Origin of the sequence: Actinomyces bowdenii, from assembly GCF_017592395.1 — a bacterium.
In the GTDB taxonomy this organism is placed as follows: Bacteria; Actinomycetota; Actinomycetes; order Actinomycetales; family Actinomycetaceae; genus Actinomyces; species Actinomyces bowdenii.
Window position 1 is genome coordinate 31,054 of sequence record NZ_JAGFOU010000002.1, and the last position, 15,084, is coordinate 46,137.

The 15,084-nt window shown below is 72.7% G+C and carries 11 protein-coding genes; 7 read left to right on the forward strand and 4 right to left on the reverse strand.

Annotated features, from left to right (window positions below; translation table 11 throughout):
* Nucleotides 1–88: 88 nt before the first annotated feature.
* The 3 genes from J5X07_RS01280 to J5X07_RS01290 form a co-directional block, all read right to left on the reverse strand.
* Complete coding sequence (locus J5X07_RS01280; RefSeq protein ID WP_243896257.1) at nucleotides 89–1,024, reverse strand: alpha/beta fold hydrolase; 936 nt, start codon at nucleotides 1,022–1,024, stop codon at nucleotides 89–91.
* A 105-nt stretch (nucleotides 1,025–1,129) separates the two neighbouring features.
* Entirely contained in the window at nucleotides 1,130–2,296 is a 1,167-nt protein-coding gene (metX, locus tag J5X07_RS01285; RefSeq protein WP_208478471.1) for a homoserine O-acetyltransferase MetX, read from the reverse strand.
* A gap of 50 nt (nucleotides 2,297–2,346) precedes the next feature.
* Nucleotides 2,347–3,741 carry an O-acetylhomoserine aminocarboxypropyltransferase/cysteine synthase family protein gene (locus tag J5X07_RS01290; RefSeq protein ID WP_208478418.1) on the reverse strand — a complete coding sequence of 465 codons (1,395 nt, stop codon included), beginning with the start codon at nucleotides 3,739–3,741 and terminating at the stop codon, nucleotides 2,347–2,349.
* A gap of 729 nt (nucleotides 3,742–4,470) precedes the next feature.
* On the opposite strand from J5X07_RS01290, the gene J5X07_RS01295 reads away from it, so the two are divergent.
* Entirely contained in the window at nucleotides 4,471–5,874 is a 1,404-nt protein-coding gene (locus J5X07_RS01295) for a C40 family peptidase (RefSeq protein WP_244924919.1), read from the forward strand.
* A gap of 210 nt (nucleotides 5,875–6,084) precedes the next feature.
* On the opposite strand, the gene J5X07_RS01300 is transcribed toward J5X07_RS01295, so the two are convergent.
* Entirely contained in the window at nucleotides 6,085–6,585 is a 501-nt protein-coding gene (locus J5X07_RS01300) for an inorganic diphosphatase (protein WP_124932760.1), read from the reverse strand.
* A 331-nt stretch (nucleotides 6,586–6,916) separates the two neighbouring features.
* Here J5X07_RS01300 and dacB point away from each other — a divergent pair, with 331 nt between their 5' ends.
* From dacB to folE, 6 genes are all read left to right on the forward strand, one after another.
* A complete protein-coding gene (dacB, locus tag J5X07_RS01305) occupies nucleotides 6,917–8,314 on the forward strand; it encodes a D-alanyl-D-alanine carboxypeptidase/D-alanyl-D-alanine endopeptidase (RefSeq protein ID WP_208478419.1) in 1,398 nt (465 codons plus the stop codon).
* Between the two features lie 11 nt (nucleotides 8,315–8,325).
* Nucleotides 8,326–9,510, forward strand: coding sequence for a zinc-dependent metalloprotease (locus tag J5X07_RS01310; protein ID WP_208478420.1), 1,185 nt, complete (start codon nucleotides 8,326–8,328; stop codon nucleotides 9,508–9,510).
* 432 nt (nucleotides 9,511–9,942) lie between these two features.
* Nucleotides 9,943–10,497, forward strand: coding sequence for a hypoxanthine phosphoribosyltransferase (gene hpt, locus J5X07_RS01315; protein ID WP_124932757.1), 555 nt, complete (start codon nucleotides 9,943–9,945; stop codon nucleotides 10,495–10,497).
* Between the two features lie 89 nt (nucleotides 10,498–10,586).
* Nucleotides 10,587–12,095, forward strand: coding sequence for an NlpC/P60 family protein (locus J5X07_RS01320; RefSeq protein ID WP_208478421.1), 1,509 nt, complete (start codon nucleotides 10,587–10,589; stop codon nucleotides 12,093–12,095).
* A gap of 352 nt (nucleotides 12,096–12,447) precedes the next feature.
* Nucleotides 12,448–14,478 (forward strand): ATP-dependent zinc metalloprotease FtsH, encoded by a 2,031-nt coding sequence (gene ftsH, locus J5X07_RS01325; protein WP_124932755.1) that lies wholly within the window; start codon nucleotides 12,448–12,450, stop codon nucleotides 14,476–14,478.
* Between the two features lie 11 nt (nucleotides 14,479–14,489).
* Complete coding sequence (folE, locus tag J5X07_RS01330) at nucleotides 14,490–15,062, forward strand: GTP cyclohydrolase I FolE (protein ID WP_124932754.1); 573 nt, start codon at nucleotides 14,490–14,492, stop codon at nucleotides 15,060–15,062.
* Nucleotides 15,063–15,084: the final 22 nt, after the last annotated feature.

Consider the following 15,084-nt stretch of genomic DNA (forward strand, 5'->3'; position numbering starts at 1 on the left):
TGCCTGCAAGAGGTGGAACTGCGTCTTGAAGGGTGAAACTGCGTCTTGATGGCCCCATGCGCGGACCGGGTGAGCGGCCCGGCCCCGATCAGCGGGAGTGGGCGGCGATGAACTCGCTGATGGCGGCCTCCACCCGCTGATCGGGGCCGACCAGGAGGTGCCCGCCGGTCTCGACGATGACCGCGGTCAGGTCCGGGTAGCGGTGCAGCGAGGCCTGCACCCCTCCCTTCGGGGGAGCGAAGCGCGCCACCCTGTCGTCCCGCGCGTGCACGAGCAGCACGGGGACCTCCAGCTCCTCGATGGGGTAGTCCTCGAAGCGCACCGCCATATCCCGATTGGTCACCCGAGCATCCAGGTCGGCCCCCGCCCGGCGCGGCGCCAGGGGCAGCATCCCGTGGATCGTGCTGCGGGGCATCCCCATGAGCGGCCCGAACAGCGGCGATGCCAGCCACATGATCCAGTCACGGCTCATCCATGCCGGCGGCCCCAGCCGCCCCGGGGGCCTCGGCGGCCGGCTCGCCCACGGTGCCGCCGAGGACAGCAGGATGAGGCCCATGACCCTCTCGGGGTGGTCCAGGGCGAAGCGGATCGCCGGTGTCCCGCCCGCCGAGGCCCCCAGCACCAGGGCCCGCTCGATGCCCAGGTGGTCCAGGAGCTCGGCGAGGACCTCCGCCTGCTCGGCCGGGGTGCCCCCGCCCCGCACCGCGCTGCCCGGGTAGCCGAAGCGCGAGGGCGCGATCACCCGGCACCGCGCGCCGATCCCCCTGGCATTGCCCAGGGCCTGGTCGAAGCCGCCGTACAGGCCGTGGAGGGACAGCAGGGGCGCGCCCTGCCCATCATCGACGAAGGACACCGGCCCGTGGGCCAGGGCGATGCTCCGAGCGCCGCAGGCCTCCAGGTGGGCGCGGGCCCGGCGAAGGTCCCGCCGCAGCGCCAGCGCCGCCCCGCAGGCCACCAGCCCGGCGCCCACCCCGAGGGAGGTGAGCAGCCCCGCCCGCATCGGCCGCGATCCGCGCTTGCCCATGGACGACATGGTAGACGCCAAGTGCGCGATCCCACGGGCCCCTGAGCGGGCCGCCCGGAGGGCGCGCGGGCAGCCGCCCCAGTGCGCGCCGCAGGCCCGGCCCTCTCATGCCCCGGCCAGGAAGTCGCGCAGGATCGCATCCATCTGGTCGGCCTCGATGAGGAAGCCGTCATGGCCGTGCAGGGAGGAGATCGTCGCCCGGCGCGCTCCCGCGATCCCCCGCTGGAGCTCCTCGGCCTGGGAGGGCGGGAAGAGGCGGTCGGAGTCCACATCCACCACCAGGGTGCGCGCGCTCACCCGCCCCAGGGCCTCCGCGATCCCGCCGCGCCCCGTGCCCACGTCGTGAACCATCATCGAGTGGGTGACGATGAGGTAGGTGTTGGCATCGAAGCGCGCCAGCAGCTTGCCCGCGTGGTGGTCCAGGTAGGACTCCACCTGGTAGCGGCCCCCCACCGCCGGGTCCTCCGCCCCCTGGTGGCGGCGCCCGAAGCGCTCATCCAGCTCGGCGGCCGAGCGGTAGGTCGTATGCGCCAGCGCTCTGGCCAGCCCCAGCCCCCGCACCGGCCCCACCGGGTGGGAGTAGTAGTCGCCGTCGAAGAAGAAGGGGTCGGCCACGATCGCCAGCTCCTGGAGGTGGCACCAGGCCAGCTGGTCCGCCGTCGTCGAGGCGCCTGTGGCCACCAGCGCCAGGTTGCGCACCCGATCGGGGTGGGTGACCGCCCACTCGAGGGCGCGGTGCCCGCCCAGGGAGGCGCCGATGACCAGGTGGAAGGCCTCGATGCCCAGGGCATCGGCCAGGCGGGACTCGGCCTCCACGGCGTCGCGCGTGGTCAGCCAGGGGAAGCGCGAGCCCCAGGGGCGCCCGTCCGGGGCGATCGAGGAGGGGCCCGTCGAGCCCTGGCAGCCGCCCAGGATATTGGCCGCCACCACGTAGTAGCGGCCGGTGTCCACAGCCCTGCCCGGCCCCACCAGCTCTGACCACCAGCCCGCCGTCGGGTGCCCCGGGCCGGCCTCGCCGGTGACATGGGAGTCCCCCGTCAGGGCGTGCAGCACCAGCACCGCGTTGTCCCGCGCGGCGCTGAGCTCCCCCCAGGTCTCGAAGGCCAGGACCGTGTCGGGCAGCACCTCCCCGGAGACCAGGGGCAGGTCCCCGATCTCCAGGAAGCGGCGATGGCCGGGCTCGTCCCCCGGCCGCCACGCCCCGGTGGGGGAGCCCGCCTTGCGGTCCACCAGCTTGGAGGCCGCTGTGCCCACCCCGTAGGCCGGTGCCACCGGTGCCCCGGCGGGCTCGGGGCGGGCGGGGCGCGCGGCGCCGGGAGCGCTCACTGCCCGTCCCCCGCCGCGGAGCCTCCGGATCCGGCGACGGCGGCCGCGGCCAGGGCCTGATCCAGATCGGCCAGGATGTCCTCGATGTGCTCGATGCCCACGCTCAGGCGCACGGTGCCCGCGGTGATGCCGGCGGCGGCCAGGCCCGCGTCGTCGAGCTGGGAGTGGGTGGTGGTGGCCGGGTGGATCGCCAGGGAGCGCACGTCCCCGATATTGGCCAGGTGGGAGAACAGCCCCAGGGCGTCGATGAAGGCCGCTCCCGCCTCGCGCCCGCCGGGCAGGTCGAAGGCCAGGACCGCCCCCGCCCCGCGCGGGCAGTACTTGCGGTGCAGCTCGTAGTAGGGGCTGGAGGCCAGGCCCGCGTAGCGCACCCCGGACACATCCGGCCGGGCCTCCAGCCAGTTGGCCACCGCCAGGGCGTTGTCCACATGGCGCTCCATGCGCAGGGAGAGGGTCTCGATGCCCTGGGCGATGAGGAAGGCCGAGTGCGGGGCCAGCGGCAGGCCCAGGTCGCGCTGCCCCTCGACCCGGGCCTTGAGGATGAAGGCGAGGTTGGCGCCCAGGGCCCCGCCCACGCCCAGGTCCCTGGCGTAGACCAGCCCGTGGTAGGACTCATCGGGGGTGTTGAAGCCGGGGAAGCGCCCGGGGTCCGCCGCGAAGTCGAAGCTCCCGGCGTCCACGATCACCCCGGCCACCGTGGAGCCGTGCCCGCCCAGGAACTTGGTGGCCGAGGCCACCACGATGTCGGCGCCCCACTCGATGGGGCGGGTGAGGAAGGGGGAGGCCACGGTGTTGTCCACCACCAGGGGGATGCCCTCGGCATGCGCCGCCCCCGCCACCGCCTCGATGTCCAGGATGTCGCCGCGCGGGTTGGGGATGGTCTCCCCGAAGAAGGCGATGGTGCGCTCATCGGCCAGCGCCGACCAGGCCCGCGGGTCGGAGGGGTCCTCCACGAAGCGGGTCTCGATGCCGAAGCGGGGCAGGGAGTGGGCGAGCAGGTTCGTGGTGCCCCCGTACAGGGAGGGGGAGGACACGATGTTGGTGCCCGCCGACCCCAGGGTCAGCAGGGCCAGGGTCTGGGCGCCCTGGCCCGAGGCGGTCAGCAGCGCCCCGACCCCGCCCTCCAGGGCGGCGATGCGCTTCTCCACGATCTCATTGGTGGGGTTGTTGAGACGGGTGTAGATGGGCCCGGGCTCGGCCAGGGAGAAGCGGGCGGCGGCCTGCTCGGCGGAGTCGAAGACGAAGGAGGTGGTCTGGTAGATGGGGATGGCCCGGGCGTGGGCGCCGTCCGCCCGGGGGTCGTGGCCGGCCTGGACCTGCTTGGTCTCGAAGCGCCAGTCCTGGGGGCCGGCGGGGGCCCGGGTGTCGTCCTGCGTGGGCTGGGTGGTCATCGTGTGCTCCTTGGGTCCGTGGTGACCAGGGGCGGACGACGGCGGTGCGGGGCACGTGCCCGGCCTCCGCGCGCTGGGGCGCGTCGGGCCGGTGTGCCGTGCCCCAGCGCCTCCTCGATCCGCGATCACCTGTGCGGGTGAGGTGGGAGGACGCGCACGTGGGCAGGCTGCTGCGGCTGCGGCGTGCGCGTCAACTGCGCATTCGCATGCGGTGGGGCTGCGGGGGCGCCGAGGGGCTCGGGCCGGACACGTTCCAGGGCATGCCCGAACTGTAGTGGTCCCCCTGCTCCGGGGCGCAAGCCGGGGCGAGGGGCGTCCGTCAGGTGGACGCCCGGCTCCCCGATGAGGCGGCTGGGCCGGTGGGGGTGGGACCTCAGTCCTGCGATCGAGGTCCGGAAGACCGGTTGGAGGGTCCTGGAATTTCCCCGTGTGGGATGTCACGTGGGTCACGTCACGGTATCGATGGTGGCGATGGCCGGAATGACGCCGATAGCCCTGAAATCACAGTGGTGTAAGTGGTGAATGTGAAGAATGTGAACAGTGTTCCCAAGGTGAACTAAGGCGACTAATGTGGCTCGAGAGCACATGGAGGCGCACCTCGCGGTGCCGCATCCACCGAGCAGCCCGGACGCCCACCACCGGGCGGCGCATCCTGATGCGCCTGGCGGTGGCGGGCGTCCGGGCCGGCTCCGACCGACCATGACCTCTGAATGACCGACGGAGACCCCAGTGACCCCCTCGTCCCAGAACCGATGGAGGCGCGGCACCATCGCCACAGCCGTCCTGGCGCTGGCCTGCCTCGCCCTGCCCTCGGCCCATGCTGATCCCGTCACCCAGGACGACGTCGATCGGGCCAAGGAGGCCGAGGCCTCCACCAGCGCCTCCATCGGCGAGCTGGAGGCCCAGCTCGCCCAGCTGAACGTCGATCTGGAGACCGCCCAGCGCAACGCCCAGATCGCCAATGAGGACTACCTCATGGCTGTCCAGGACCTGGCCACCGCCTCCTCGGAGGCGCAGACCGCGCAGGAGAGCGCCGACTCCGCGGCCCAGGAGACCAGGACGGCTCGCGCCGACCTGGGCGCCGTCGTCGTCCAGACCTACCAGGAGGGCGGCAGCGCGATCACCGCCCTGACCCCCTACGTGACCGCCACCTCCATGTCCGAGCTGGCCGATGCCGACGTCGCCCGCGCCCGGATGGGGGAGCTCACCAATGCCAAGGTCCAGGACGTCGAGGCGCTCCAGGCCGTGGCCGAGACCATGCAGGGGATCGCCGACGAGAAGGTCGAGACCAAGCAGACAGCCGCCACCGAGGCGGAGACCGCCAAGGCCGATGCCGCCAGCGCTGCCACCACCGCCCAGACCGAGGTCGCCCAGGCCCAGGCCCAGCGGGATGCCCTGGTGACCAGGCTCGCCGAGCAGCGGGGCACCACCGTCGAGCTGGAGAAGCAGCACCAGGACCAGCTCGAGGCCGAGCGCAAGGCCCGCGAGGAGGCGGCCGCCAAGGCCGCCGCCGAGGAGGCCGCCAGGACCGCCGCCCAGCAGGCGCCCCAGGAGCCCCCCTCCCAGGCCGCTGAGGACCAGCCCGCCGCCGAGGAGGCCGCGCCTCAGGCGCAGGAGCCCGAGACGGAGCAGCCCGCACCGGCCACCGAGGGCGCTGAGGAGGCTGAGGAGCCGGAGGAGGCTCCGCAGGAGGCCCCGGCCCCCCAGCCGGCCCCGGCCGTCGAGGAGGAGGCCGAGGAGCCGGCCCCCGCGCCGGCCGCCTCGGGCGACGCCGCGAGCGTCGCCATCGCCTCGGCGATGAACTACATCGGCACCCCCTACGTGTGGGGAGGCGAGTCCGCCGCGGGCCTGGACTGCTCCGGCCTGACGATGATGGCCTACCAGGCCGCGGGCATCTCCCTGACCCACTCCTCCCGGGTGCAGTACGGCCAGGGCGCGCATGTCCCGCTGTCCAGCGCACAGCCGGGCGATCTGGTGTTCTGGTCCTCCGACGGCACCCAGTCGGGCATCTACCACGTGGCCATCTACCTGGGTGATGGGCAGATGATCGAGGCGCCGACCTTCGGCTTCACCGTCACCGTGACCTCCATGCGCTACTCGGGCGCCATGCCCACGGCCGTGCGCCCCTACTGAGGCTCCCGGGGAGTCCCCGGGACTCCCCGCCCGGGCCGCGAGCAGGGCAGTGCTCGCACGGATGAAGCGGCTGGGGCCGGGACATCACCTGACGTGATCGTCCCGGCCCCAGCCGCTTCGCATCCAGGACCGCATCCCCGCAGGGTGGCCGGCAGCGTCCGACGGCAGAGGTGACGGCGAGCCCGGGGCCTCCATGCGGGCGCGGGTGCCTCAGTGCTCGCCGTGGGCCAGGTTCTCGGCCTCGCGCGCGTAGGAGCGGCGGATCTCCTCCTCGGCCTCCTCGCGCCCCACCCAGTGGGCGCCCTCCACCGACTTGCCCGGCTCCAGGTCCTTGTAGACCTCGAAGAAGTGCTGGATCTCCAGGCGGTGGAACTCCGAGACGTCCTCGATATCCGTGCGCCAGGAGGCCCGCTGGTCGGCGCTGGGCACGCACAGGACCTTGTCATCCCCGCCCTTCTCGTCGCGCATGCGGAACATGCCCAGGGCGCGGCAGCGGATGACGCAGCCGGGGAAGGTGGGCTCCTCCAGCAGGACCAGGGCGTCGAGCGGATCGCCATCCTCACCCAGGGTGCCATCGATGAAGCCGTAGTCATCGGGGTAGCGCGTTGAGGTGAAGAGCATCCTGTCCAAGCGGATCCGGCCGGTCTCGTGGTCGATCTCGTACTTGTTGCGGTTGCCCTTGGGGATCTCGATCGTGACGTCGAACTCCACGTGGAGCCTCCTTCGCTAGTCATAGCAGTCCGTATGAGGCCGATCAACCGGCGTCGGGTTCGGCGTCGAGTCCGGCGGGTCGGGCGGCAATGGCACTAGTGTGGCCTACGCGGGCGCCGGAGGTGGGAAACTACCGACTGCGGCGCCCCGACCCGTCCCTCAGCGGTGGGGCCCGGTGCCGCCCTCCGGCGCCTCCCAGCGCCGTCCCCGGCACCAGCCTACCGGGTGCCCCTCCCGGCTGCCCGGCGGCCGGGGCCGGCACCGGGTCGGCCTGCGGCCGTCCGCCTCCACCCTGTATCCACCCCGTCAACCCGCCAGTAAATGAGGACCCATGCGCAAGGCCCAGATCGCCTCCCTGACCGCGGCGAGCCTCCTCGTCGCGGGCGGCTACTACGGCCTGGCCGATGCACTCGACCTGGTGCCCGGACCCGTGACCGCGGCCCCGATGGACATCGCCGCCCAGCCCTACCCCACCATCGCCGCCCCCGACGCCGCCCTGGCCCAGCCCTCGGGGCTCGACCCCCAGGCCCCGGCGCCCTCCAGCGCCGCCCTGAGCGCGATGGTCTCGGAGATGGCCTCGGACAAGGCCCTGGAGGGCGGCTCGGTCAGCGCCTCCATCATCGATGTGGCCACCGGCCAGGAGCTCGTCAACCACTCGGCCGCCAGCGGTGTCACCCCGGCATCGTCCAACAAGCTGCTGGTGGCCCAGGCCTCCCTGTCCCTCATGGGAGCCGACCACACCCTGGCCACGAGCACCGTCCTGGAGGGCCAGAACCTCACGCTCGTGGGCGGCGGGGACGTCCTGCTGGCCGAGGACGAGGGCGACCCCACCGCCACCGCCGGCAGGGCCGGACTGGGCGACCTGGCCCGACTCAGCGCCCAGGCCCTCAAGGACAAGGGCGTCACCAGTGTCTCGGTGCGCCTGGACGACACCCTGTTCACCGGCCCCACCTGGAACGACGGCTGGGAGGCCGGCAATGAGGCCTGGGTGGGCAAGATCCAGCCGATCATGGTGGATGTCTCGGCCCACCACGGGCAGGCCACCTACCCCGAGGACCCGGCCCTGGAGGCCGCCCAGGCCTTCCGCGACCACCTGGCGGCCGAGGGCATCACCGTCTCGGGGGACATCACCCGCGCCGCCGCCCCGGACTCGGCCACCGAGCTGGCCTCGGTGCACTCCGCGCCGCTGGAGGACATCCTGGCCCTGTCGCTGAAGACCTCCGACAACACCATGACCGAGGTCGAGGGCCGGCTGGTGGCTGTGGCCTCGGGCCAGAGCGCCGACTTCCAGGGCGCCGCCCGAGCCGTGCTCGACCAGCTGGGCAAGGACGGCCTGGACACCACCGGGGTCACCCTCCTGGACTCCTCGGGCCTGGCCAAGGGCAACAAGGTCCCCTCCCGTCTCCTGGCCCAGATCCTGGCCAGGGCCGCGGGCCCCGACGGCGGAACCCCCGGGCGCGCCCTCATCTCGGCCCTGCCCGTGGGCGCCCTGGACGGGACTCTGCACGACCGCTTCCACGGCAGCGATGCCGCCGGGACGGTGCGGGCCAAGACCGGCACGCTGGAGCAGACGGTCTCCCTGTCCGGGGTGGTCACCACCGCCGAGGGGCGCCTGCTGGCCTTCGCGGTCCTCCTGGACGGATTCCCTGCCGAGAACGCGGGCAGTGCCAAGGCGGTCCTGGACGACCGCCTCATCACCCCCCTGGCCGCCTGCGGCTGCCGGGGCTGAGGGGGGACCGGATGAGCGGGGCGACCCCGACCGGCCGATCCGGATCGCAGGCCCCCGGGCGCGCCGCGCCCGGGGCCGGTACCGCCGCGGGCCTCATCGACTGGCCGGCTGTGGACCGGCTCTCGGCCCTCGTCCCCCCGGGGCCGGCGGTCTCCCGGTCCTCGCGCTCCGGGGCCGTGGCGGTCCTGCGGCGCTCGGCCCAGGAGTCCCCGGCCTGGATCGCCGAGATCACCGGCCTGCGCCGGGCGGCGGGGCTGGTGGCCGGGGGCACCGATGTGCGCGTGGTGGACCGTCGCGGGCTCATCCGCGCCTCGGCGGCGGGCCTGCGCGCGCTCATGGAGGCCGTTCCCGCCCCACGGGTCGGCTCGGGCCTGCGCCGGGCGGGCGCTGTGGAGGTCGCCGGGGCGCTGGGCCTGATCGCCATGCGCCTGCTCGGGCAGGTGCTGCCCGCGGGCCCCGCAGGGGCCCCGGCCGCCGTGGCGGGCGGGGCCCAGGGGCAGGGCCCTCCCACGACCCGCCTGCTGCTCGTGGCGCCCAATGTGCTTGAGGTGCGACGCCGTCTCGACCTGGACCTGCTCGACCTGCCCGCCTGGGTGAGCCTCCACGAGACCACCCACGCCGTCCAGCTCGCGGCCGCCCCCTGGCTCATGGACTACCTCTCCTGCCGGATGCGCGCCGTCATCTCCGGGGTCGTGGGCACGCTCCACGGCAGTGGCAGTGGCAGTGGAAGCGGAAGCGGCAGGCGCCCCGGGGGCCGGTGGCTGAGAGGCGCCCATGCGGGGGCGGTCCTGGCGGGCAGGGGCCCCTCACTGGAGGACCTGGTGGGTCCCCGTGAGCGCCAGGCCCTGGCGGAGCTGTCCTGCGCCCTGACCTTCCTGGAGGGCCACGCCGAGACGGTGCTCGACGCCGTGGGTCCCAAGCGCCTGCCATCGGTGCATCGTCTGCGCGCTGCGCTGTCGCGCGCCCGGGGCGATGCCATCGGGGTGGGGCCCGGCCCGGGATCCGGCTCGATCCTGCACCGCCTGGTGAGCCTGGATGCCAAGGAGGCCCAGTACGCCGACGGCGCGGCCTTCGCACGAGCCGTCGTCACCCGGGTGGGGCACGAGGGGCTCAACCGGGTGTGGGCCGGGCCCCAGTGCCTGCCCGCACCTGCTGAGATCGCCCGGCCCGACCTGTGGATCGAGCGCATGGGCTGATCGGAAGCCCCGCTGCTGATCCGCCCGACGATGGGGCCGCGGTCGCAGGCCCGGCAGCCGAGCGGATCATCGGCCTTGAATACCGGGCGGTTATTATTCGATTCATCGATCATCATTATTCGATGGGCTCCATATCCGCCCTGAAGCCAAGGTCGAGCCTGAGGTTCTCGACGGCGCGTCGTTCGCTGTGGGCGTTCCCCGGGTCCTCCACGGGGTGAATGGGGACCTCAGTCCCGATTTCTTCCCGGAATCCCGCAGATCGAGGCCTCTTCGTGACTTCCCGCACGTCATCGGGGCGGGAGGGCCCGGCGCGCCGGGGGCCCCGGGGGCGGGCGGCGGGCCGCATGTGGCAGGCTGTTGGCTCCAGGCCATGGCGAAGAGCCGGGAATGCGCCGAGGAATCGGTGGGAATGCAAGGAGATAGGTGGAGGCAATGGGTATTGCAGACATGGGCGCGGACCTTCGGCAGGTCCTCATCACGCAGGAGCAGATCGAGGGGCGCCTCGATGAGATGGCGGCCCAGATCGATGCCGATTATCAAGGGCGGGATCTTCTCCTGGTCGGAGTGCTCAAGGGCGCCGTCTATGTCATGGCCGACCTCTCGCGCCGCCTGCGCCGCTCGGTGCCCATGGACTGGATGGCGGTGTCCTCCTACGGCTCGGGCACCAAGTCCTCCGGGGTGGTGCGGATCCTCAAGGACCTGGACGCCGACATCACCGGACGTGACGTACTTATCGTCGAGGACATCATCGACTCGGGCCTGACGCTGTCGTGGCTCATGGGCAACCTGGGCTCCAGGGGCGCCAATTCCGTTGAAACTGCAACGCTCCTGCGCAAGCCCGAGGCCGTGAGGGTCGAGGTGGATGTGAGGTATATCGGCTTCGACATCCCCAACGAGTTCGTCGTGGGCTACGGCCTGGATTACGCCGAGAACTACCGCAATCTCCCCTTCATCGGGACCTTGAGCCCATCTGTCTACGAGAGCTGAGGGAGGCCTTCGGGGGCGCTTGCCATACGTCGGCATCACGGTAGGGTCACGTCTCGCCAACCGATGTCTACGCCAGGAGTCGACCACCCATGGCAGTTTCCACACCGCGCATCCGACGCGCAGCCGCGATCGCGGGCACCGCCCTGCTCGCCGCATCCCTGACCGCACCGACGGCGGCGGCGGGCACCGCCGGGGCGATCCCCGCGTCGCAGACATCGACCTCCTCGCAGTTCAACACGCTCGCCGAGCTGCAGCAGGCCAGGGGGCTGTCGGGAACGGTGCGGACCGCCGGGGACGAGTACCCCGGTGACGGCGCGGGCATGAGTTACACGATCACCCCCACCCGCCCCACTGACGAGACGGCGAACGTGGCCATGCCCCTGGCCGATGGCCAGTGGGCGGTGCCGCAGGGCCTGGCCACAGCGCCGAGCACCCAGTCCGACTCCGCCGCCACGGAGGACCTCATCGCCCGCGGTCAGACCTTCGTCGACGCCGGCACCCGGCTCCAGTGGGACGCCAGCCGGCCCACCCCGCTGACGGGCCAGGTGGTGCACTCCATCAACTCCGCCCCCTACGCCGTCACCTGCTCGTCCTTCGTGGGGATGGCGCTCATGGGCTGGAACTACGACTCGACCACCTATGTGGCCGACCAGAACACCAAGGTGGGCTACGGGGTGGACTTCGGCCCTGACGCCGTGGGCTCGCCCATGTGGCAGGCCAACAACCTCGCCAGCTGGTTCTACGCCAACGGCGACCTGTGGCTCGACACCGACGGGCAGTACCAGCGCGGTGACGTCCTGTTCTTCTCCAGCCACAACCCGACCGTGACCCCCGGCACCGCCGAGGGCGCCCGCTCCACCTTCGGCAACGTCTACCACGTGGCCATCTACCTCGGGGACGGCATGCTCATGCACTCCACCGGCAGGGCGGCCGGCCAGGGCGTGCACGTGTCCAGGATGGGCTCCTCCCTGGAGGCCGACATCAGCTTTGTGGCGCGCCCCGACCTGGGCGGGGGCTCGACCCGGGCGAGCTCCTCGGGAGCCGCCTCCCCGGCATCGGTGAGCCTGGGTGATGAGGGCCAGCAGGGCGGCGGGGACCAGGCCGTGACCGACTCCGACTCCGTGGCCCAGGACACCGCTCCCTCTCAGGACGCCGATGGCGGCCAGCCCCAGGCGGGCCAGGAGGAGGCCGGCGCCGGCCAGGCGGAGCAGGGCGCCGGCCCGGCCGGGGGCGAGCAGACCGCCCCGCAGGAGGGCCAGTCCGCCGGGCAGGCCCCCGCCGGCACCGGCGCGGATTCCTCGGCAGCGCCCCAGGGGGCCCTGCCCGACGCCGCCCCGACCCCCGCGAACTCCGCCGTGGCCGTCATCGCCGCCAGCGACGTGGAGGGCGACGTCCCCCACTCCCCGCAGCCGCAGGCCGCCGCGCCGAAGCCGGAGGAGGACCGGCGGCTGCCCATGACCGGGACCTCCATCGCCGGTGCCGTCATCGCCACCCTGCTGGTGGCCGCGGGTGCGGGCTTCATCCTGGCCCGCCGGGTGGGCGCCCGCCGTGCGGCTGTGAGCGTGCCCTCGATGGGCGAGGGCCGCTCGCGGCGCTGAGCCGGGCCCGGGCGCAGGGGCGCCGGCGGCGCGGCCTGATGGTGCGAGCCGCCGCGGAGCCCCGATCGCTGATCCATGCGCCTGCGGGGCGCAGGAACCGCATCCGGTTCCTGCGCCCCGCAGGCGCATGGTGCGCCGAGGCCCGCCCCGCAGCCCGGGGCCGGGGCGCGGCGCCGTCGGCCCAGCCTGCGGTGCGGGCGGGCCGGGGTGCGCACCGCCGTCGGATCCGTTTCCTCGCTGTTGCCTGCAACTGCCTGCAACGCCGGGCGCGAACGTGAGCAAGCGCAATAGGGACTGGGAGCCGACATCGGCTAACGTCTGAGAGTCGGACACGCGAAGGGATCCACCACAGATGAGTGACTCGGGCCAGAGGCCTGGCCGTAAGGGCCAGGGCAAGGCGGGCAAGCGGGACGCCGGGCACGGCCGTGACAGGAAGCGCCGCGGCACCCTGGGCAATCCCCTGCTGTGGGTGGCGCCCATCATCCTCGTGGTGCTCCTGGCGGGCAGCCTGCTGTGGTCCATGGGCGGCTACCGCAGCATCGACACCTCCGACGGCATCGCCCTGCTGCGCGACAAGCCCGACACCATCGAATCCGTCACCGTGGTGGATGGCACCCAGCGCGTCGAGCTCGACCTGACCGAGCCCTACGTCCAGAAGCCCAAGAAGGAGGGCGAGTCCGAGGAGAAGCTGGGGGAGAAGGTCCAGTTCACCTTCACCGACGCCCAGGCCGAGCAGGTCGACCGCCTGGTGCAGGCCGCCAGCCCCTCAGCCGGCTTCAACTCCGTGGTGCCCACCACCTCGTGGTGGTCCTCCATGCTCCAGCTCCTCCTGCCCGTGGTCATCTTCCTGGGCTTCATGTGGTGGATCTTCTCGCGCATGAGCGGGGGGCGGGGCGGCGCCATGGGCTTCGGCAAGTCCAAGGCCAAGATCGGCTCCAAGGAGATGCCCGACGTCACCTTCGACGATGTCGCCGGGGAGGACGAGGCCGTCGAGGAGCTGGAGGAGATCCGGGAGTTCCTCTCCGAGCCGGAGAAGTTCCGGGCCGTGGGCGCCAAGATCCCCAAGGGGGTCCTCCTCTACGGGCCTCCCGGGACCGGTAAGACCCTCCTGGCCAAGGCCGTGGCGGGCGAGGCCGGGGTGCCCTTCTTCTCCATGGCGGCCTCGGAGTTCGTCGAGATGTTCGTGGGCGTGGGCGCCTCGCGCGTGCGCGACCTGTTCGAGCAGGCCAAGGAGAACTCCCCGGCGATCATCTTCGTCGATGAGATCGACGCCGTGGGGCGCCACCGCGGCAGCGGCACCGGTGGCGGGCACGACGAGCGCGAGCAGACCCTCAACCAGCTGCTGGTGGAGATGGACGGCTTCGACGCCAACACCAATGTCATCCTCATCGCCGCCACCAACCGCCCCGACGTCCTGGACCCCGCCCTGCTGCGACCGGGCCGCTTCGACCGGCAGGTGAGCGTCGAGGCCCCGGACATGGCCGGGCGCGCCGCCATCCTGCGGGTCCACGCCAAGGGCAAGCCCTTGACCCGCGACGTCGACCTGGACCTGGTGGCCAAGCGCACCCCCGGTTTCACCGGCGCGGATCTGGCCAATGTCCTCAACGAGGCGGCCCTGCTCACCGCCCGCTCCAACGCCCAGCTCATCGACAACCGGGCCCTGGACGAGGCCATCGACCGCGTCATCGCCGGGCCCCAGAAGCGCACCCGGGTGATGAACGACCATGAGAAGCGGGTGACGGCCTACCACGAGGCGGGCCATGCCCTGTGCGCCGCCGCGGGCCGCTACTCCGACCCGGTCACCAAGGTCACCATCCTGCCGCGCGGCCGCGCCCTGGGCTACACCCAGGTGATGCCGCAGGACGACAAGTACTCGGTGACCCGCAACGAGCTGCTCGACCAGCTCGTCTACGCCATGGGCGGGCGGGCCGCCGAGGAGATCATCTTCCGCGATCCCACCACCGGGGCCTCCAATGACATCGAGAAGGCCACCTCCACGGCCCGCAAGATGGTCACCGACTACGGCATGACCTCGGCGGTGGGCGCCGTCAAGCTGGGCACCACCGAGAACGAGACCGTCCTGGGGCTCAGCGCCACCAGCCGCGACTTCTCCGAGCAGGTCGCCGCCACGGTCGACGCCGAGGTGCGCTCCCTGCTCGACGCCGCGCACCGGGAGGCCTGGGAGATCCTCACCCGCAACCGGGCGGTCCTCGATGAGCTGGCGGGCCAGCTGCTGGAGCGCGAGACGCTGCTGGAGAAGGACCTGGAGGAGATCTTCGCCCCGGTCATCAAGCAGGCCGAGCGGCCCCTGTGGCGCAGCGATGAGAGCCTGGAGGTCGTCGAGGCCGCGCCGGCAGCTGTCGCCGTCGACGACGAGGCCTGAGGCGGGCGCCGGTGGGTTATGACGCCGAGGGCGTGCGCCGGGCGGTGCGCGACCTGCTCATCGCCATCGGCGAGGACCCTGAGCGCGACGGGCTGCGCGAGACCCCGGAGCGGATGGCGCGCGCCTACGCGGAGATGTTCGCCGGGCTCGGGGAGGATCCCGCCGCCCACCTGGACCGGGTCTTCGATGTGGGCCATGAGGAGATGGTCCTGGTGCGCGACATCCCCCTGTACTCGGTGTGCGAGCACCACCTCCTGCCCTTCCACGGGGTGGCCCACGTGGGCTACATCCCCGGGGAGGACGGGCGCGTGACGGGCCTGTCCAAGCTGGCGCGCCTGGTGGAGGGCTATGCGCGCCGCCCTCAGGTCCAGGAGCGCCTGACCGCCCAGATCGCCGATGCCATGGTGGATCGCCTGGGCTGCCGGGGGGTGCTGGCGGTGGTGGAGGCCGAGCACCTGTGCATGTCCATGCGCGGGGTGCGCAAGCCCGGCTCCAACACGATCACCTCGGCCGTGCGCGGCATCATGCGCGCCGCCGCCACCCGCTCGGAGGCCATGAGCCTCATCCTGGGCGGCCGCCACTGAGGAGCGGTCTCCTTGGCCGGTG